This window comes from Avibacterium volantium, assembly GCF_900635775.1.
Lineage (GTDB): Bacteria > Pseudomonadota > Gammaproteobacteria > Enterobacterales > Pasteurellaceae > Avibacterium > Avibacterium volantium.
This window is the reverse complement of sequence record NZ_LR134167.1, coordinates 1,365,710-1,384,389: the sequence shown is the minus strand read 5'-3', so window position 1 is coordinate 1,384,389 and position 18,680 is coordinate 1,365,710. Positions and strand designations below refer to the sequence as shown.

Annotated in this window: 16 protein-coding genes, 1 tRNA gene, 2 rRNA genes and 1 riboswitch; of the genes, 8 read left to right on the top strand and 11 right to left on the bottom strand. The window is 42.6% G+C overall.

Annotated features, from left to right (window positions below; translation table 11 throughout):
• Positions 1-98: 98 nt before the first annotated feature.
• From ELZ61_RS06705 to moaA, 7 genes are all read right to left on the bottom strand, one after another.
• Positions 99-3,218 (bottom strand): 23S ribosomal RNA (locus tag ELZ61_RS06705).
• 214 nt (positions 3,219-3,432) lie between these two features.
• Positions 3,433-3,508 (bottom strand) — tRNA-Glu (locus ELZ61_RS06700).
• A 162-nt stretch (positions 3,509-3,670) separates the two neighbouring features.
• Positions 3,671-5,211 (bottom strand): 16S ribosomal RNA (locus ELZ61_RS06695).
• Together the 16S and 23S rRNA genes with 1 tRNA gene alongside form the textbook arrangement of a ribosomal RNA operon.
• Before the next feature lie 338 nt (positions 5,212-5,549).
• Complete coding sequence (gene moaE, locus ELZ61_RS06690; RefSeq protein WP_126372361.1) at positions 5,550-6,002, bottom strand: molybdopterin synthase catalytic subunit MoaE; 453 nt, start codon at positions 6,000-6,002, stop codon at positions 5,550-5,552.
• Position 6,003: 1 nt separating this feature from the next.
• Positions 6,004-6,249, bottom strand: a complete 246-nt coding sequence (gene moaD / locus ELZ61_RS06685) for a molybdopterin synthase sulfur carrier subunit (protein ID WP_126372359.1) — start codon at positions 6,247-6,249, stop codon at positions 6,004-6,006.
• Positions 6,242-6,730, bottom strand: a complete 489-nt coding sequence (gene moaC, locus ELZ61_RS06680) for a cyclic pyranopterin monophosphate synthase MoaC (RefSeq protein ID WP_126372357.1) — start codon at positions 6,728-6,730, stop codon at positions 6,242-6,244. Before moaC ends, moaD begins: the two co-directional genes overlap by 8 nt.
• A 13-nt stretch (positions 6,731-6,743) precedes the next feature.
• Positions 6,744-7,769, bottom strand: coding sequence for a GTP 3',8-cyclase MoaA (moaA, locus tag ELZ61_RS06675; protein ID WP_126372355.1), 1,026 nt, complete (start codon positions 7,767-7,769; stop codon positions 6,744-6,746).
• Positions 7,758-7,905, bottom strand: a riboswitch (molybdenum cofactor riboswitch). Its footprint overlaps the gene before it by 12 nt.
• Before the next feature lie 203 nt (positions 7,906-8,108).
• Here moaA and ELZ61_RS06670 point away from each other — a divergent pair.
• Positions 8,109-9,044, top strand: coding sequence for a gluconeogenesis factor YvcK family protein (locus tag ELZ61_RS06670; RefSeq protein ID WP_126372353.1), 936 nt, complete (start codon positions 8,109-8,111; stop codon positions 9,042-9,044).
• 54 nt (positions 9,045-9,098) lie between these two features.
• Here the strand turns inward: ELZ61_RS06670 and folE are convergent, their stop codons facing one another.
• Positions 9,099-9,755, bottom strand: coding sequence for a GTP cyclohydrolase I FolE (gene folE / locus ELZ61_RS06665; RefSeq protein WP_126372351.1), 657 nt, complete (start codon positions 9,753-9,755; stop codon positions 9,099-9,101).
• Between the two features lie 154 nt (positions 9,756-9,909).
• On the opposite strand from folE, the gene moeA reads away from it, so the two are divergent.
• Both moeA and moeB read left to right on the top strand, forming a co-directional pair.
• Positions 9,910-11,124 (top strand): molybdopterin molybdotransferase MoeA, encoded by a 1,215-nt coding sequence (moeA, locus tag ELZ61_RS06660; RefSeq protein WP_126372349.1) that lies wholly within the window; start codon positions 9,910-9,912, stop codon positions 11,122-11,124.
• An 18-nt stretch (positions 11,125-11,142) separates the two neighbouring features.
• Positions 11,143-11,865 carry a molybdopterin-synthase adenylyltransferase MoeB gene (moeB, locus tag ELZ61_RS06655; RefSeq protein WP_126372347.1) on the top strand — a complete coding sequence of 241 codons (723 nt, stop codon included), beginning with the start codon at positions 11,143-11,145 and terminating at the stop codon, positions 11,863-11,865.
• A 99-nt stretch (positions 11,866-11,964) separates the two neighbouring features.
• Here moeB and ELZ61_RS06650 read toward each other — a convergent pair whose 3' ends face one another.
• The gene (locus ELZ61_RS06650) at positions 11,965-13,518 is read right to left on the bottom strand and encodes a DUF2813 domain-containing protein (protein WP_126372345.1); all 1,554 of its coding nucleotides are present in this window, start codon (positions 13,516-13,518) and stop codon (positions 11,965-11,967) included.
• A gap of 89 nt (positions 13,519-13,607) precedes the next feature.
• Between ELZ61_RS06650 and ELZ61_RS06645 the strand changes: the two genes are divergently transcribed.
• The 3 genes from ELZ61_RS06645 (at position 13,608) to ftnA (ELZ61_RS06635) (ending at position 15,761) form a co-directional block, all read left to right on the top strand.
• The gene (locus ELZ61_RS06645; RefSeq protein ID WP_126372343.1) at positions 13,608-14,519 is read left to right on the top strand and encodes a LysO family transporter; all 912 of its coding nucleotides are present in this window, start codon (positions 13,608-13,610) and stop codon (positions 14,517-14,519) included.
• A gap of 232 nt (positions 14,520-14,751) precedes the next feature.
• Complete coding sequence (gene ftnA, locus ELZ61_RS06640; protein WP_115249686.1) at positions 14,752-15,240, top strand: non-heme ferritin; 489 nt, start codon at positions 14,752-14,754, stop codon at positions 15,238-15,240.
• 20 nt (positions 15,241-15,260) lie between these two features.
• Positions 15,261-15,761, top strand: coding sequence for a non-heme ferritin (gene ftnA / locus ELZ61_RS06635; RefSeq protein WP_126372341.1), 501 nt, complete (start codon positions 15,261-15,263; stop codon positions 15,759-15,761).
• A gap of 187 nt (positions 15,762-15,948) precedes the next feature.
• On the opposite strand, the gene ELZ61_RS06625 is transcribed toward ftnA (ELZ61_RS06635), so the two are convergent.
• Complete coding sequence (locus tag ELZ61_RS06625) at positions 15,949-16,449, bottom strand: helicase (protein WP_241969666.1); 501 nt, start codon at positions 16,447-16,449, stop codon at positions 15,949-15,951.
• Positions 16,450-16,568: 119 nt separating this feature from the next.
• Entirely contained in the window at positions 16,569-16,709 is a 141-nt protein-coding gene (locus ELZ61_RS10695) for a hypothetical protein (protein ID WP_164550726.1), read from the bottom strand.
• A 126-nt stretch (positions 16,710-16,835) separates the two neighbouring features.
• On the opposite strand from ELZ61_RS10695, the gene ELZ61_RS06620 reads away from it, so the two are divergent.
• Both ELZ61_RS06620 and uspE read left to right on the top strand, forming a co-directional pair.
• Positions 16,836-17,609 (top strand): FNR family transcription factor, encoded by a 774-nt coding sequence (locus tag ELZ61_RS06620; RefSeq protein ID WP_103852498.1) that lies wholly within the window; start codon positions 16,836-16,838, stop codon positions 17,607-17,609.
• A gap of 127 nt (positions 17,610-17,736) precedes the next feature.
• A complete protein-coding gene (uspE, locus tag ELZ61_RS06615) occupies positions 17,737-18,660 on the top strand; it encodes a universal stress protein UspE (protein WP_126372337.1) in 924 nt (307 codons plus the stop codon).
• Positions 18,661-18,680: the final 20 nt, after the last annotated feature.

Below are 18,680 nucleotides of genomic sequence, written 5' to 3'. Positions count from 1 at the left end.
AATTCTTTGTATTCTTTACATTCTTTATCTGTCTTTATGTCTTTTCTATTCGTTCTTCACTTCTTTAACAAAAACAAGCCAAAACCCTTGAGTGTTGTATAGTTAAGCCTCTCGGGCAATTAGTACTGGTTAGCTCAACGGCTCACACCGCTTACACACCCAGCCTATCTACGTCTTAGTCTCAAACAACCCTTACAGTCTTATAGACTGGGAGAACTCATCTTAAGGCAAGTTTCGTGCTTAGATGCTTTCAGCACTTATCTCTTCCGCATTTAGCTACCCAGCAATGCCTCTGGCGAGACAACTGGTACACCAGTGATGCGTCCACTCCGGTCCTCTCGTACTAGGAGCAGCCCCTCTCAATTCTCCAACGCCCACGGCAGATAGGGACCGAACTGTCTCACGACGTTCTAAACCCAGCTCGCGTACCACTTTAAATGGCGAACAGCCATACCCTTGGGACCTACTTCAGCCCCAGGATGTGATGAGCCGACATCGAGGTGCCAAACACCGCCGTCGATATGAACTCTTGGGCGGTATCAGCCTGTTATCCCCGGAGTACCTTTTATCCGTTGAGCGATGGCCCTTCCATTCAGAACCACCGGATCACTATGACCTGCTTTCGCACCTGCTCGACTTGTCTGTCTCGCAGTTAAGCTTGCTTATACCATTGCACTAACCTGACGATGTCCGACCGTCATTAGCAAACCTTCGTGCTCCTCCGTTACGCTTTGGGAGGAGACCGCCCCAGTCAAACTACCCACCAGACACTGTCCGAACACCCGTTTCAGGCGCTTCGTTAGAACATCAAACGTTAAAGGGTGGTATTTCAACAACGACTCCACGATAACTGGCGTTACCGCTTCATAGTCTCCCACCTATCCTACACATCAAAATTCAAGGTTCAGTGTCAAGCTATAGTAAAGGTTCACGGGGTCTTTCCGTCTAGCCGCGGGTACACCGCATCTTCACGGCGATTTCAATTTCACTGAGTCTCGGGTGGAGACAGCCTGGCCATCATTATGCCATTCGTGCAGGTCGGAACTTACCCGACAAGGAATTTCGCTACCTTAGGACCGTTATAGTTACGGCCGCCGTTTACTGGGGCTTCGATCAGGAGCTTCTCTTTCGATTACACCATCAATTAACCTTCCAGCACCGGGCAGGCATCACACCCTATACGTCCACTTTCGTGTTTGCAGAGTGCTGTGTTTTTAATAAACAGTTGCAGCCAGCTGGTATCTTCGACTGGTTCATGCTCCATCCGTATAGAACTTCACACTACGCCAGCGCACCTTCTCCCGAAGTTACGGTGCTATTTTGCCTAGTTCCTTCACCCGAGTTCTCTCAAGCGCCTGAGTATTCTCTACCTGACCACCTGTGTCGGTTTTCAGTACGGTTTAGTAAAGCCTGAAGCTTAGTGGCTTTTCCTGGAAGTGTGGTATCAGTTACTTCAGCACCTTAGTGCCTCGTCATCATCTCTCAGTGTTAACGGTGAGCCGGATTTGCCTAACTCACCCACCTACCAACTTAAACGACCATTTCCAACAGGTCGATAACCTAACCTTCTCCGTCCCCACATCGCAGCTTTACCAAGTACGGGAATATTAACCCGTTTCCCATCGACTACGCTTTTCAGCCTCGCCTTAGGGGCCGACTCACCCTGCCCCGATTAACGTTGGACAGGAACCCTTGGTCTTCCGGCGAACGGGTTTTTCACCCGTTTTATCGTTACTTATGTCAGCATTCGCACTTGTGATACGTCCAGCAATCCTCTCAAATCACCTTCTTCCGCTTACACAACGCTCCCCTACCCAACAGACGTATCACTAATATCCCTCTTCGATTTTCTCTCTACACTCAACGTGTTTTTCGCTTTACCCACTTGCTTCGCAAGTGGGTAATCGTTAAGGCGTATTAGTGATACGCCTGATGCCGCAGCTTCGGTACTATATTTTAGCCCCGTTACATCTTCCGCGCAGGCCGACTCGACTAGTGAGCTATTACGCTTTCTTTAAATGGTGGCTGCTTCTAAGCCAACATCCTAGCTGTCTAAGCCTTCCCACTTCGTTTCCCACTTAATATAGATTTTGGGACCTTAGCTGGCGGTCTGGGTTGTTTCCCTCTCCACGACGGACGTTAGCACCCGCCGTGTGTCTCCTGAGTATCACTCTTCGGTATTCGGAGTTTGCATCGGTTTGGTAACCCGGGATGGGCCCCTAGCCGAAACAGTGCTCTACCCCCAAAGGTGTCCGCTCAAGGCTCTACCTAAATAGATTTCGGGGAGAACCAGCTATCTCCCGGTTTGATTGGCCTTTCACCCCCAGCCACAAGTCATCCGCTAATTTTTCAACATTAGTCGGTTCGGTCCTCCAGTTAGTGTTACCCAACCTTCAACCTGCCCATGGCTAGATCACCGGGTTTCGGGTCTATACCTTGCAACTCAACGCCCAGTTAAGACTCGGTTTCCCTTCGGCTCCCTTATTCAGTTAACCTCGCTACAAAATATAAGTCGCTGACCCATTATACAAAAGGTACGCAGTCACCCCATCACTCAATCACACTGCTATTTTTGGGTTTGACTCGCTTTGCTCGTCTTACCCTGCACTTTAAAGTGCGGTGTTATTTTTGGTGCTTTTTGCCTCTTCCACCACTCAATGTGTTTGAGTGATGGGGCTCCCACTGCTTGTACGTACAGGGTTTCAGGTTCTATTTCACTCCCCTCACCGGGGTTCTTTTCGCCTTTCCTTCACAGTACTGGTTCACTATCGGTCAATCAGGAGTATTTAGCCTTGGAGGATGGTCCCCCCATCTTCAAACAGGATTCCTCGTGTCCCGCCCTACTTCTCGTAAGCTTAGTACCACACGCAATTTTTTAGATACGGGGCTATCACCCTGTGTCGCTTAGCTTCCCAGCTAATTCTCCTAAATCACATGCTATTACTTACTGGCTCCTCCGCTTTCGCTCGCCGCTACTCACAGAATCTCGGTTGATTTCTTTTCCTCGGGGTACTTAGATGTTTCAGTTCTCCCGGTTCGCCTTGTTTACCTATTTTATTCAGTAAACAATGATAGGTTCTTCACCTATCGGGTTTCCCCATTCGGACATCGTGGGTTAAACGCTTCTTATCAACTCACCCACGCTTTTCGCAGATTAGCACGTCCTTCATCGCCTCTGATTGCCAAGGCATCCGCCCTGTACGCTTTCTCACTTAACTATACAACCTCAAGGATTTTTCCCCGAAGTTGTTCTCTCGTTGAGAACGCTTACTTGCTTTTGTTCAAGTAAGTCTTTTCTACTCAGACTTCTTCAATTTAATAAGAAAATGGCTCTATCACGATTACCACTCCCTCATTAGCTTGAAAGTCTCTTCAGTTTTCAGCTTGTTTTTACATTGTTAAAGAGCAAATCGCTAAAAAATTAGCTTTAAATGGCGTCCCCTAGGGGATTCGAACCCCTGTTACCGCCGTGAAAGGGCGATGTCCTAGGCCTCTAGACGAAGGGGACAACATAGAAAGCGTCTCTCTGCTTTATTAAAGTGCGGTGTGATTTTAAGCCATTTTCTCATATCGCTATTTTCTTCAGCACCATCACCATTCCTTTCTTTGCTTCTTATTGTCTAACAACCATCACGACAATCTGTGTGAGCACTCATCTTTCCTGTCTTTGTAAGGAGGTGATCCAACCGCAGGTTCCCCTACGGTTACCTTGTTACGACTTCACCCCAGTCATGAATCATACCGTGGTAAACGCCCTCCTTTCGGTTAAGCTATCTACTTCTGGTACAACCCACTCCCATGGTGTGACGGGCGGTGTGTACAAGGCCCGGGAACGTATTCACCGCGACATTCTGATTCGCGATTACTAGCGATTCCGACTTCATGGAGTCGAGTTGCAGACTCCAATCCGGACTTAGATGCACTTTCTGAGATTCGCTTACCCTCGCAGGCTCGCATCCCTCTGTATGCACCATTGTAGCACGTGTGTAGCCCTACTCGTAAGGGCCATGATGACTTGACGTCATCCCCACCTTCCTCCAGTTTATCACTGGCAGTCTCCTTTGAGTTCCCACCCGAAGTGCTGGCAACAAAGGATAAGGGTTGCGCTCGTTGCGGGACTTAACCCAACATTTCACAACACGAGCTGACGACAGCCATGCAGCACCTGTCTCTAAGCTCCCGAAGGCACTCCCGTATCTCTACAGGATTCTTAGGATGTCAAGAGTAGGTAAGGTTCTTCGCGTTGCATCGAATTAAACCACATGCTCCACCGCTTGTGCGGGCCCCCGTCAATTCATTTGAGTTTTAACCTTGCGGCCGTACTCCCCAGGCGGTCGATTTATCACGTTAGCTACGGGCACCAAGCTCAAAGCCCAATCCCCAAATCGACAGCGTTTACAGCGTGGACTACCAGGGTATCTAATCCTGTTTGCTCCCCACGCTTTCGCACATGAGCGTCAGTATCTCCCCAAGGGGCTGCCTTCGCCTTCGGTATTCCTCCACATCTCTACGCATTTCACCGCTACACGTGGAATTCTACCCCTCCCTAGAGTACTCTAGTAAACCAGTCTGAAATGCAATTCCCAAGTTAAGCTCGGGGATTTCACATCTCACTTAATTTACCGCCTGCGTGCCCTTTACGCCCAGTTATTCCGATTAACGCTCGCACCCTCCGTATTACCGCGGCTGCTGGCACGGAGTTAGCCGGTGCTTCTTCTGTGGCTAACGTCAAACGGTAGTACTATTAACACTACCGCCTTCCTCACCACCGAAAGAACTTTACAACCCGAAGGCCTTCTTCATTCACGCGGCATGGCTGCGTCAGGGTTCCCCCCATTGCGCAATATTCCCCACTGCTGCCTCCCGTAGGAGTCTGGGCCGTGTCTCAGTCCCAGTGTGGCTGGCCATCCTCTCAGACCAGCTAGAGATCGCAGGCTTGGTAGGCCTTTACCCCACCAACTACCTAATCCCACTTGGGCTCATCTTATGGCAGGTGGCTAAACGTCCCACCCTTTAATCTTTCGATTCTATGCGGTATTAGCCATCGTTTCCAATGGTTATCCCCCTCCATAAGCCAGATTCCCAAGCATTACTCACCCGTCCGCCACTCGTCAGCGTCGAAAGCAAGCTTTCAACCCGTTACCGTTCGACTTGCATGTGTTAAGCCTGCCGCCAGCGTTCAATCTGAGCCATGATCAAACTCTTCAGTTTAATCTTTCTCAATTCGTACACTAACAAAGCTCTGTGATTTCATTTAAAATCACTATGAATTTCAGTTAAGCACTAATTGTTCTAAATCTTTTAAGTATTTCCAGAATCAACAAGTGCCCACACAGATTGTCTGATTGATTGTTAAAGAGCAAAAAACAACGACGCGATGTGTATTTTTCAATTTCTACAACGTCGCGTCGTTGTGTGCGGCGTATTATAGGCTTCTGAAAAATCTTTGCAAGTGTTTTTTGACAATTTTTTACAAAAAATTTTAAAAAGCCTAAATTTTAGGCTATGCACCTTAAATAAAATGAGAATACTTATAAAAAACTCAACTTTCACCACCTTTCCAAAGCCTGTTGATCACTTTCTCGATGTTCGATCCAACGCTCGCCCTTTTCTGTCTGTTCTTTTTTCCAAAATGGTGCTTTGCTTTTGAGAAAATCCATAATAAATTCATTGGCTTGATAAGCTTCACCACGATGAGGAGAACTCACTGCGACTAGCACAATTTCATCGCCCGTATGCAGTAAGCCCACGCGGTGAATTACCGCAACGCGTAATAAGTTCCAACGTGAGCAAGCTTCATCAACAATTTCACGCAAGGCTTTTTCTGTCATCTCAGGATAATGTTCTAAAAATAAACTGGATACGCTATCGCCCAAATTCATTTCACGCACTTTCCCCACGAAAACAACGGCAGCGCCGACACTATTTGGCGCGGAAACCCAACGATAAACCGCATTTTGATCAAAATTAGCAGTTTGTACCGCAATTTGAATTTCTGCCATTTTAGCCTCCTGTAACAGGTGGGAAAAAGGCAATTTCATCGCCATTTTGCACCGCACTTTCAAGACTAGCCAAGGTTTGATTAATGGCAACCAAAAGCTTTTCTTTATCTAACGCCAACGCCCACTTATCCCCTTTGGCGCTCAAATGTTGGCGTAGTGCTTCTGCATTGGTAAATTGGCCCGAGATTTCAATTTCATCAACCCCAATAAGCTCTCGCGTTTGGGCAAAAAATAATACTTTAATCATTTTGTTTTCCTGCTAAAAAATGGCCAGATTTTCCACCGCACTTTTCTAAAAGACGAATATGCTCAATCACAATATCTTTCTGCACTGCCTTGCACATATCATAAATCGTTAAGGCAGCCACACTTGCAGCGGTAAGCGCTTCCATTTCCACGCCCGTTTTGCCCGTTAATTTGCACAGACTTTCAATGCGAACTTGATTGCTCTCGGGCAAAGCGATCAAAGACACTTCCACCTTTGAGAGCAATAAAGGGTGGCAAAGGGGGATTAAATCCCACGTGCGTTTTGCCGCTTGAATACCCGCAATACGGGCGGTGGCGAACACATCACCTTTGTGATGTTGCCCCGATAAAATCATTTGCAACGTGGCTTCGGACATTGAAACCAAGGCTTCCGCTCGGGCTTCTCGCACCGTGTCTTGCTTGGCGGAAACGTCCACCATATTGGCTTCGCCGTTGTTATTGATATGAGTAAATTTAGTCATAATTGTTCCTTTATTAACCGCCAATGCTGGCGAGGTGATTTCGCACGCCACTGTCGCCTTGATGTAAAAAATGATGTTCTCGCTTACCCTGTAACGCAGAGAAAATGCGTGATTCTAAAAGAGATTTCTGATTATCCGCTTGTAACAAATCGCGCAGTTCAATACCTTCTTCACCAAATAAACAAAGATGTAATTTACCCTTTGCTGAAACACGCAGACGATTACAACTGGCACAGAAATTTTTCTCATAAGGCATTATCAAGCCGATTTCCCCTTGATAATCAGGGTGTTTAAACACTTTGGCAGGGCCGTCTAAATAAGAACGAGTTTGAAGCTGCCAACCCGCTGACAACAGTTTATCCGCGAGGATTTGCCCCGAAAGATGATATTGCTGAAAAAATTGATCCATTTCGCCCGTTTGCATTAATTCAATAAAACGCATTTGGATCGGGCGGTGTTTGATCCACGCAAGGAATGCCTCAAATTCGTGATCGTTCAGTTTTTTCATCAACACGGCATTCACTTTTACCTTTTCATAACCCACGTCAAAAGCCCGTTCAATGCCTTGCATTATGTCGGCAAATTTATCAATGCCCGTAATGCGTTGAAACATTTTGGGATCAAGGCTATCTACGCTGACGTTAATGGAAGTAATCCCCGCGTTTCGCCAAGCCGCTACCTCTTTTGCCATACGATAACCATTGGTGGTCAAGGCAATTTGCTTGATGCCTTCAATTTGCTGAATATTTTCAACAATAGAAAGAAAATCCTTGCGCAAGGTTGGCTCGCCGCCCGTGATACGGATCTTTTCTGTACCAAGATGACTAAAGGCTCGCACCAAACGGATAATTTCATTCTGCGTAAGAAAGCTAGGTTTGTTTGGCTCAGGCTGGTAACCATTGGGTAAACAATAGTTACAACGAAAATTGCACATATCCGTAATGGACAGTCGCAAATAATAATATTGGCGGGCAAACCCATCAATAAGACGCGTTTCCCCCACCTGTTTTACAGGAATTTGTATAGGAATGCTTTGCATTAGACACCTTTCTAAAATGGAGAGGATAAGCCGTTTCCAACGTATCCCTGAGCAATACAAAATGCATTGCTGGCATTGCCACCGTATTTTGCAATCAACAAAACGTAGGTGAACAAGCTCGGAGTTATGCGAAAATTTTCCCTATTCTAAGGGCTTAACAACAATTTAGCCATACCTAGAATGGGATCTATATCAAAAAAATGCCATATTTTACTTATAAATCAATTGTATAAAATGCTATATAACGAAAATTCACAAAATTTCTACCGCACTTTTAAACAAATTTGTTTATACTTACCCCTAATTCTCTTATAACGCTCACATTTTAAAGGAAAAACAATGAGTGATTTAACACCGCACAGTCGGCACGAAAATTTAGATAAGATAAATCACATTGTAGCTATTGGCGGCGGACACGGACTTGGCCGCGTGATGTCTGCGCTCAGTTTTATGAAAGAACGCTTAACGGGCATTGTTACCACCACTGACAACGGTAGTTCCACAGGCAGAATTCGGAAACAACAAGGTGGCATTGCGTGGGGTGATTTACGCAATTGTCTTAACCAAATTATCACTGAACCTAGCACCGCTTCTGCACTGTTTGAATACCGTTTTTCTGCCAATAGTGGAGAACTCGCAGGGCATAATCTTGGCAATTTAATGCTAAAAGCCTTAGAAAATATGCAAATTCGCCCCACCGAAGGGGTAAACTTAATCCGTGATTTATTGCACGTAAAATCTTTTATTGTGCCGATGTCAGAAAGTGCAGTGCATCTTGCCGCGTCCTTGCCTTCAGGCTCTAGCGTGGTAGGTGAAGTGGAAATTGATGAGCTGAGCGAACTACCTAACTCCATTTTCCTTGTTCCCCTTGTCAGCGCCACGCCTGAAGCCATTTGCGCTATTCAACAAGCTGAAGTGATTTTATTTGGCCCAGGCAGTTTTCTCACCAGCATAATGCCACCAATTTTGCTCCCCGAAATTATCGAAGCATTAAAAAACAGCCAAGCGAAGAAGATTTTCATCGACAATCTTGGGGTTGAACATAGCCCGTCCGCAGCACTTTCTTTACAAGATCGAATAAATTGGATTAACGAAACCGTTGGGAAAAAGATTATTGATGGCGCGATCGTACAAAACGGTTTAATGCCAGAAAATAGCGATCCGCAGTTAAAAATTATTGCCAGACGTCTGCGTGCTGACGACATCAGCTACCGCCACGATCGCACTTTATTATGTAAAGCGATTGATGATTTGATTGAAGAGCTGGATAAGTAAATAAAAAATAGGGCTAAATTCAGCCCTATTTTTTCATATAACCTATTGATTAGATTATTTATTTATAAGTGTTAAAAATTCTTTCCTAGTTTCACGATCGTCAAGGAATACCCCACCAAATGCAGAGGTTACCGTGTAACTATTTGTATCTTTAATTCCACGGCATTTCACACAAAAATGGGTGGCTTTTACATAAACCGCCACATCTTCTGTTTCTAAAATCGTTTGGAAAGCCAATAAAATCTGTTCAGTTAAGCGCTCTTGCACCTGTGGACGTTGGGCAAAAAACGCTACCACACGATTGATTTTGGATAACCCGATTACCCATTTTTTCGGATAATACGCAACTGAAACCTTACCATCAATGGTAACGAAATGATGTTCACAAGTGCTGGTGAGTGTAACATCATTCACCAACACCATTTCGCTGACTTTCATTCGATTTTCAATATTGGTGATTTTGGGGAAGTTGGCATAATCTAGCCCACTAAAAATTTCATCAACAAACATTTTCGCCAAACGAACTGGCGTTTCCTCAAGGCTATCATCTCGCAAATCTAGACCGATCAACTTCATCACTTCACGCATATGCTGCTCAATGCCTTCACGGCGCTGTGATTTTGTCAGTTGCATATCCACCATTGGGGTTTCAATCCCTTTACTCACCAATGCCTGACGGACTTTCTCCGCCTCTGGGGAAATCTTGTTCATTCACTACTCTCCAAATTTCAAATTGGGCTATTCTATCAGACAATAAAACAATAATAAAATGAGAAAGATAGCGGTTCAGTATGAAAATTTCTATAAAAATCACCGCACTTTCTTGTAGAATAGAATGCAATTCTTGATTGAAAAAGGACAATTTATGTTAAGCATTGAACAAGCTTTGAATGAAATGTTGGCACAGCTTCCTGCGCCGCAACAAACGGAAACTTTGCCGCTTTCGCAAGCCAGCCAGCGCATTTGTGCGGCGGATATTATCTCTCCGATTAATGTGCCATCTTTTGATAATTCTGCGATGGACGGCTACGCGGTGCGTCTTGCAGATCTTGCCCAATCACGCACACTCAGCGTGGCTGGCAAAGCTTTTGCAGGCAATCCTTTTAATGGCGAATGGTTGCCACAAAGTGCGGTGCGAATTATGACTGGCGCGATGATCCCAGCTGGCGCAGACGCGGTGGTGATGCAAGAAAATGTGCAACTTAACGAAGACGGTACGGTTACTTTCAACGAAATGCCAAAATTAGGGCAAAATATTCGCCGAGCAGGTGAAGATGTTAAACAAGGGGACGTAGTGCTAAAAACAGGTGAAAAACTCACCGCACTTTCCTTGCCGTTGCTTGCTTCCTTAGGCATTGCTGAAGTGCCTGTATTTCCACGTTTGAAAGTGGCGATTTTATCCACTGGCGATGAATTAGTTCCTGTTGGCGAGCCATTGAGCAGCGGTAAAATTTACGATACCAATCGCTTTACTGTGAAATTATTATTGGAAAAATTGCCTTGCGAAATTTTAGACTTCGGCATACTGCCTGATGATGAAGCGCTATTTGAAAAAGCCTTTTTGCAAGCGCAAGAACAAGCGGATTTAGTGATCACCAGCGGTGGCGTGTCAGTGGGTGAAGCGGATTTCACCAAGACGATTTTAGAAAAACTAGGGACGGTTAATTTCTGGAAAATTGCAATGAAACCGGGGAAACCTTTTGCGTTTGGTAAATTAGAAAAGGCGTGGTTCTGCGGCTTGCCGGGCAATCCTGTGTCTGCTTTGGTTACCTTTTATCAATTAGTGCAGCCTGCCATTGCCAAGCTCAGTGGTTATAGCCAATGGCAAGCACCACAACAGCTTAAGGCAATCGCAAGTGAAAATCTGAAAAAAGGCGTGGGTCGCAAAGATTTCCAACGTGGTTTTTATTGGGTCAATGCACAAGGGCAACTTGAAGTAAAAGCCGTGGGTTTCCAAGGTTCTCATCTCTTTAGTGCTTTCATTGAAAGCAACTGTTTTATTGTATTAGAAGCAGAACGTGGCAACGTGCAAGCGGGTGAAATGGTTACTATTGAACCTTTCAATGAATTATTGGATTAATGAATTATTAGGCTGATTATGATCGAACTCACTGCTGAAGAAGAACTGCGTTACAATCGCCAAATTGTGCTGAAAGCCATTGATTTTGACGGGCAAGAAACGCTGAAAGAAAGCACAATGCTGATAATGGGCTTGGGCGGTTTAGGCTGTGCGGCGAGCCAATATTTAGCCGTGGCAGGCATTGGCAAATTAATTTTAGTGGATTTTGATACCGTTTCTTTGTCTAACTTACAGCGCCAAGTGTTGCACGATGATAGCCGTCTGGCAATGCCCAAAGTGGAATCCGCCAATCTCAGTTTACAGCGTTTAAATCCGCACGTTGAGCTTGAAGCCATCAATCAACAATTAGATGATGATGCTCTACTCGCATTATTGCAAGACGTTGATGTGGTGCTAGATTGTACCGATAATGTGGAAACGCGCAATCAGCTAGATCGTTGTTGTGAGCAAAGCAAAACGCCACTGATTTCTGGTGCGGCAATCCGTATGGAAGGGCAAATTTCCGTGTTCACTTATGAAGAAAATACACCCACCTACCGCCAGCTTAGCCAGCTTTTCGGCAATGCGCCATTAAGCTGTGTGGAAACAGGCGTGCTTGCCCCAATGGTGGGCATTGTCGGCTCAATGCAAGCCCTTGAAGCAATCAAAGTGCGGTTGAAAATAGGTGAGAATTTATGTGGACGATTATTGCTCATTGACGGTTTCACAATGAAAATTCGGGAAATTAAAATCCCCGTTTAGCCTAAATCAGCGAAATAAAGCGGCATTAATTGCCGCTTATTTTTTCTTTTTTCTGTCATTTTTCTCTATCGCTTCGCTTGTTCGAGCTTAGACGATTTCTTAAGATGAACGCGCTAAAATTAGCACGCGCGTGAAAAGCTGTTTAAACAAACGCGGAATGGACGCAACCCCACGCTGTTTTATCTCATTGGATAACGCCACCGCAAGATCGGGCTTTGATGTGCGTTGTATAGCACGTTGAATGATGCGATGAACTAAATATTTCTGCGAATGATCTTGCCAACGCGCCAATCGTATAAAAGTTTGTTCAAAACCAGCATAATAGAAAAAATGCTCAATGTCTTTTTTCGGCAAATAAGTAAGCCGCGTTGCTGGCTGCTCCTTATCATTGAGCAGACTTTTCGCTGTTGCTGAATATTTTTTGCCAGCTTCATCGCCATCAGTCAGCACATACCACTCAATCCCCATTGCTTTGGCATAATGAATTAAAGGGCGCAAGCCACACTGGGCAAATTCCACGATCCTGATGCCTTCCATCTCAAGATCAATGCCAAGCAATTCAGCCAATTCAGTTAAAATCCAAACTTCCGTTTCGCCCTCCACCAACAGCCACATTCGAGAAAATAATGCAAGGCTACGATTATGTCGAATATGAAAGCTCAAACGACGTAATTCTTCTTTATTTAATTGATGTGAAAGCTGAAAGGCTTGGGTACGCTCTGCGTTTCTTACTAAACGACAAATCGACTGTAAAGGGATTTGTGAAAGTAATTCTACGGAATTCGTGGTGGTGATACGTTGGATCGGCAAATAACTGACCAACTCCCAAATAATCGCCACCATTCTTGGGTGCAGGCGGGCATCGGGATCTTCAAATAAAATAATCGGCCGCAAGCTGTGAAAATCTCGTAATTCATCGGCGGAAACAAATAATTGGGTTAATTGTTGGAATAAAATATGGCGCAATGAATGATGCTGTTTTTCACGCAATTTTAGGCAAAGAGATTTCACATCGTTCCAAAGTGCGGTGGTATCTTGCATTAATTCTGCCGCCATCGCACGATTGAGAAAATAATGTTGCAGCAAGTGCAGTGTGGATTGAATTTCACGATTGACTTTAGGATCATCTAACAAGGGCAACGCTGAAAAATGTTGATGCTTGACTGATGAATTCAACCTTGCATCACGAAAACGGTAAACGGGGTGCTGTGCAATTAACGCCATTGCCATTTGCTCAGGATTTTCCAGCTTAAGTACATTCCCTTCGCCATCTAAAAAATGGTAGGTGGTGATAATCTCTGCCCCTTGCATTTCTCCTGTAATCTGAAAATAAATTTTGGCATAGGGTTCATCATCAAAAATGGCCAGTTGCTGATAAGGAAAATGCGTTAAGGATTTGGCTTCACGGTGAACGCTAAAGGTAAAGAAAAGAGTGATTTCTTTCGCCGTAAACGCATTATTTTCGTCCTGATAAAAATCCGTTGCTTGGAATTGATAAAGACGTTTCTCATCATTAAAAATTAAGCTCAACGCCGCCAATAAACTGGATTTCCCCCAGGCATTTTCACCAATCAACACCATATTCGGTTGTAAGGTAAATGAAAGACGGTTTATGCCACGAAATCCTACAATATCTAATTGACGCAAATACATCACCGCTCCTTCTATCCTTGGTTTACTTGGTATTTTCAGTTCACTTGCGTAAAATAGCACAATAATTTCATCATTTTAAGGAAAAAACTGTGTTTGAAGGGTTACTTATCGTCCTTGGCCCAATGTGTTTGGGGTATTTTTTTAAGACAAAAAACACCGCACTTTTGCAGCGTATAAATCAAATTGTGATGCTGCTGCTCTATGTGATTTTATTCATTATGGGCGTGTCTTTAGGTCATTTGAACGATCTTGCCAACACCTTACCGTTAATTGGTATTTCTGCTTTCACTTTTGCTTTAATCATTCAGGGTTGCAATATTCTCGGCTTAATACTGTATGACAAACTGCGCCCACAGCCACTTAACCATTTAGGCAAAGATTTACCCTCGCGCGGGCGATTATTATTAGACAGCGCCAAACTTTGCTCAATGGTGTTGATCGGTTTTGTGGTAGGGATTTTGACCAAAGAATGGCTTGCTTTTCCTTTTAGTACAAGCACTTATGCCTTAGTGCTGTTGATCTTTTTTGTCGGCATTCAGCTGCGTAATAACGGCATTGCATTGCGTGAAGTCATCTTCAATAAGCGTGGGCTTTATACAGGGCTTGTTTTTATTCTCACTTCATTATTAGGTGGGATTATTTCCGCTTATGTGCTGGATTTACCTGTTACACAAGGCCTAGCCATTGCGTCGGGCTTTGGCTGGTATTCCCTTTCCAGCGTGGTGATTAATGATGCTTGGGGGCCTGTTTTTGGCAGCATTGCGTTTTTTAACGATCTTTCACGGGAAATTGTCAGCTTGTTCATTATTCCCTTTTTTATGTTTAATTATCGCTCTACCGCCGTTGGAATGGCGGGCGCAACCGCATTAGATTGCACCTTGCCGATTATTCAACGTTCTGGTGGCATTGAGGTTGTGCCGCTGGCCATTAGTTTTGGATTTGTAACCAATATCGTACCGCCTATTTTACTGGTATTTTTCTCCAGCATTCCCCTTGCTTAAACGTTCACTTACAGTCTGTATGTTGTGATACAGGCTGAAAAAATTCATCAAATTCTCACCGCACTTTACTTATTATCATTTAGCAATAAGAACGATTCTCTCAAACAGAATAATTATTATTAAAATTCCCTTTAAAAATTAATAACTTACAAATATTTTTAGTTGCAAAAAAGAAAAAACTGGTTAAACTATGCCCACTATATTTTATTGACCATTAAGGAAAGGAGTGGCTATGTTACAAGACGCTATTATTAAAAAACTAAACGAACAAATTAATTTGGAATTTTATTCTTCCAATGTGTATTTACAAATGAGTGCTTGGTGCTCAGCAAACGGCTATGAAGGTGCCGCAGCCTTTTTGCTTCGCCACGCCGATGAAGAAATGATGCATATGCAAAAATTATTCACCTATGTAAATGAAACCACAGGTATGCCATTATTAGGCAAAATTGAAGCACCTAAAAATGATTACAAATCCTTAAAAGAAGTGTTTGAAATCACCCTTGAACACGAAAAATTCGTTACCGCAAAAATCAATGAATTGGTAGAAGTTACCTTTGAACACAAAGACTACTCTACCTTCAATTTCTTACAATGGTATGTGGCAGAACAACACGAAGAAGAAAAATTGTTCAGCAGCATTATTGATAAATTCAATTTAGTCGGCGAGGACGGACGTTCCCTTTACTACATTGACCGCGATTTAGCCACATTAGAATAGTCAGAATAAAGGAGAGAAAAATGTTATCAAACAACGTCATTAACTTATTAAACGATCAAATGAATTTGGAATTTTATTCCTCAAACTTATATTTACAAATGAGCGCTTGGTGCGAACAGCAAGGTTTTGAAGGAGCGGCACAATTTTTATCTGCTCACGCCGCAGAAGAAATGCAACATATGCGTAAATTGTTCACCTATTTAACTGAAACAGGCGCATTGCCAATCATTAGCGAAATTGAAGCGCCGCCGCACGAATTTAGCTCATTAAAACAAGTGATTGAAACCACTTACCAACACGAAAAGCTGATCACGAGCAAAATCAATGAATTAGTCGGCAGAACCTTTGAAGAAAAAGACTTCTCAGCTTTCAATTTCTTACAATGGTATGTAGCAGAACAGCACGAAGAAGAAAAATTATTCAGCGGCATTTTAGATAAACTAAATCTTCTTGGCGATGACGGCAAAGGATTATTCTTAGTGGATAAAGATCTTGCAAAACTTGCTGTGAATCACGAATAATTTATCATTAAAACGTAAAAAGGACTGATATATAGAAATATCAGTCCTTTTTTATTTCGCTTTCTCTTATTATGTTATATGCGCTCAACTGCTTTTAACTCTTGGTTTTTTTTCGCCTGTTGATAAGCCAAACGAGAAGCCTGCATTGCTTTACGTTTCAATTCTACGGCAGTCATTTTTTTCTCTTTCATTTTATCCTCGCATCATATAAAGGTGTCTTTATGATAAAACAATCTTTGTTATTGCCTAACTGTGTAATAGGTTTAAAGTCTAACATAATAGGGTGTCGATTATCACACATTTTTTGATACATTCTAACAAGAGAAGGTCTTTCACCAATGAAAAAATAACAATCCGGTTTATAATTCAAATAATGTTGATAAAACAGTGTTTCTAGTTGCTCCTTAAGACAATTTATTTCCTTCTTATTGAACTTATAATTCTTAGGTGGAGCATAAAGATCGATATCATTTTCGTCACTTTCATAATATTCTTTTACAGCAAACTTCACTGTATACACACTTTTACCGTTGAGCAACGCATAAATTTGCGGATCATCAACTAAGTTGGCAACAATATCAGCATCAGAGGTAAAGTCCATAACATAATCTATGTGAGAAATGCTAAAATAAGCAAACTGATGAGTTATACCATTGAAACAACTTTCTAAAAATTGAAACTGCATCATTTGTTTAAAATACAATCAAGAATAAACAGTGTAATTATAGCAAAACTTCTTTGCAAACTTAATCTTTTAGGACTACTAGTTATAAATCTAAGCCTTAATCCTAATTATTTTCCCTAATGCTACTCAGAAACTTGCTGATTTTCCACCGCACTTTGGATTTTTTCATAATGGCAAGTGCGGTAGAAAAATGCGGAAAGTAGTACGCAGAGCATTAAAATAATTTGGATTAAACGTTTTTTGGTGAGTTTTTCTGTTGCCATTATTATTTCCTTAACAATTATTTAACTATTTAAAACTTCTTAATTTTACCATTTAGTGGTATCATTTCTTGCGTTAGATCAATTTTATATGATTTTTTCTGCTTTACCGAGTTATTTGAGGATTAAATGAAGATTTTAGCTAATGACAGTAAAATTGGGCGTCGTGTTCAATCCGGCGGCTGTGCCATTCACTGCCAAGATTGTAGTATCAGCCAACTCTGTATTCCTTTCACATTAAATGAACACGAACTAGATCAGCTTGATAACATTATTGAACGCAAAAAACCTATTCAAAAATCTCAAGTCTTATTCCAAGCTGGCGATCCTCTTACTTCTCTGTACGCTATCCGTTCTGGCACTATCAAATCTTACACTATTAGTGAAACAGGCGAAGAACAAATTACGTCCTTCCATTTACCCGGTGATCTCGTTGGCTTTGACGCAATTACCAATATGCAGCACCCAAGTTTTGCACAAGCCCTGGAAACCGCAATGGTGTGTGAAATCCCTTTTGATATTTTAGATGATTTATCAGGCAAAATGCCAAAATTGCGCCAACAAATTATGCGCTTAATGAGTAGTGAAATTAAAAGCGATCAAGAAATGATCCTCTTATTATCTAAAATGAATGCAGAAGAACGCTTAGCCGCATTTATTCATAATCTTTCTCGCCGTTACTCCGCTCGCGGTTTCTCAGCGCGGGAGTTTCGTTTAACCATGACTCGCGGCGATATTGGCAATTATTTAGGCTTAACCGTTGAAACCATTAGCCGTTTGCTAGGACGTTTCCAAAAATCAGGTATGTTATCCGTGCAGGGTAAATACATCACCATAAATAATATGGCAGAATTATCACAACTTGCGGGGGTAACTAAAACGCGCATTCAAATGGTGAGCTAATTTACTTTTCTGCTCTTTCTAGTGCAACAATATGTTGCACTAGATCACGTTTTTTCCCACTCTAACTTGTTATTCTTGCCAATCTTTTCTATGCTATAAGACACTTAGCCATCATTTGGAGGTTGTTATGAAATTTAAAAATATCTTGGTTGTGTTAAATCCTGAAAATGAAAAGCAATATGCCCTTGCTCGTGCGGTACGTTTAGTCAAAGAACAAAAAAGTGAAAGCAAGGTAAAAATTACCACCTTTATGACGGTTTATGATTTATCTTATGAAATGTCTGCACTACTTTCTTCAGAAGAACGTGAAAATATGCATCAAGGTGTTATTGAGCAACGCCAAAAAGCAATCCAACCCTATTTGGACAAATACGCTGATCCAAATATTGAATTTCATTCAACGGTAGTTTGGAATAGCAATGAAGCTGAAGCCATCGCCGAAGAAGTTGAAAAAAATAGCTACGATCTTGTGGTGAAATATACACAGGAAAAAGAAAGCATTACTTCGTTAATTTTCACCCCGATGGATTGGCAGCTATTACGCAAATGCCCTGCGCCAATAATGATCGTGAAAGACGGAGATTGGAAACATCAACGCCGTATTTTAGTTGCCGTTAATGTATCCGATGATGAAGAACATCATAACTTACTCAATAATGAATTAGTTACACTCGGCATTGATTTAGCAGATAGTTTGGAACGTGGAAATGTACACCTTGTTACCGCTTATCCGCCAACACCGATCAATATGGCAATAGATTTACCGGAATTTAGCACCGCAGATTATAGCAATAGTATCCGCGGACAATATTTGATCAATATGAAAGCTTTACGCCAAAAATTCAATATTGATGAAGATCACACTCACGTTAGAGAGGGTTTCCCTGAAGATGTTATCCCTGAAGTAGCAAAAGAATTAGGGGCAGAAATGGTAGTGCTAGGCACAATCGGCAGAACAGGTCTTTCCGCTGCTTTCCTAGGAAACACCGCTGAACACGTTATCAGTAAATTAAATTGCAATTTATTAGCGATTAAGCCGAATGACAAATAAGGCAAAAATATAATACAAAA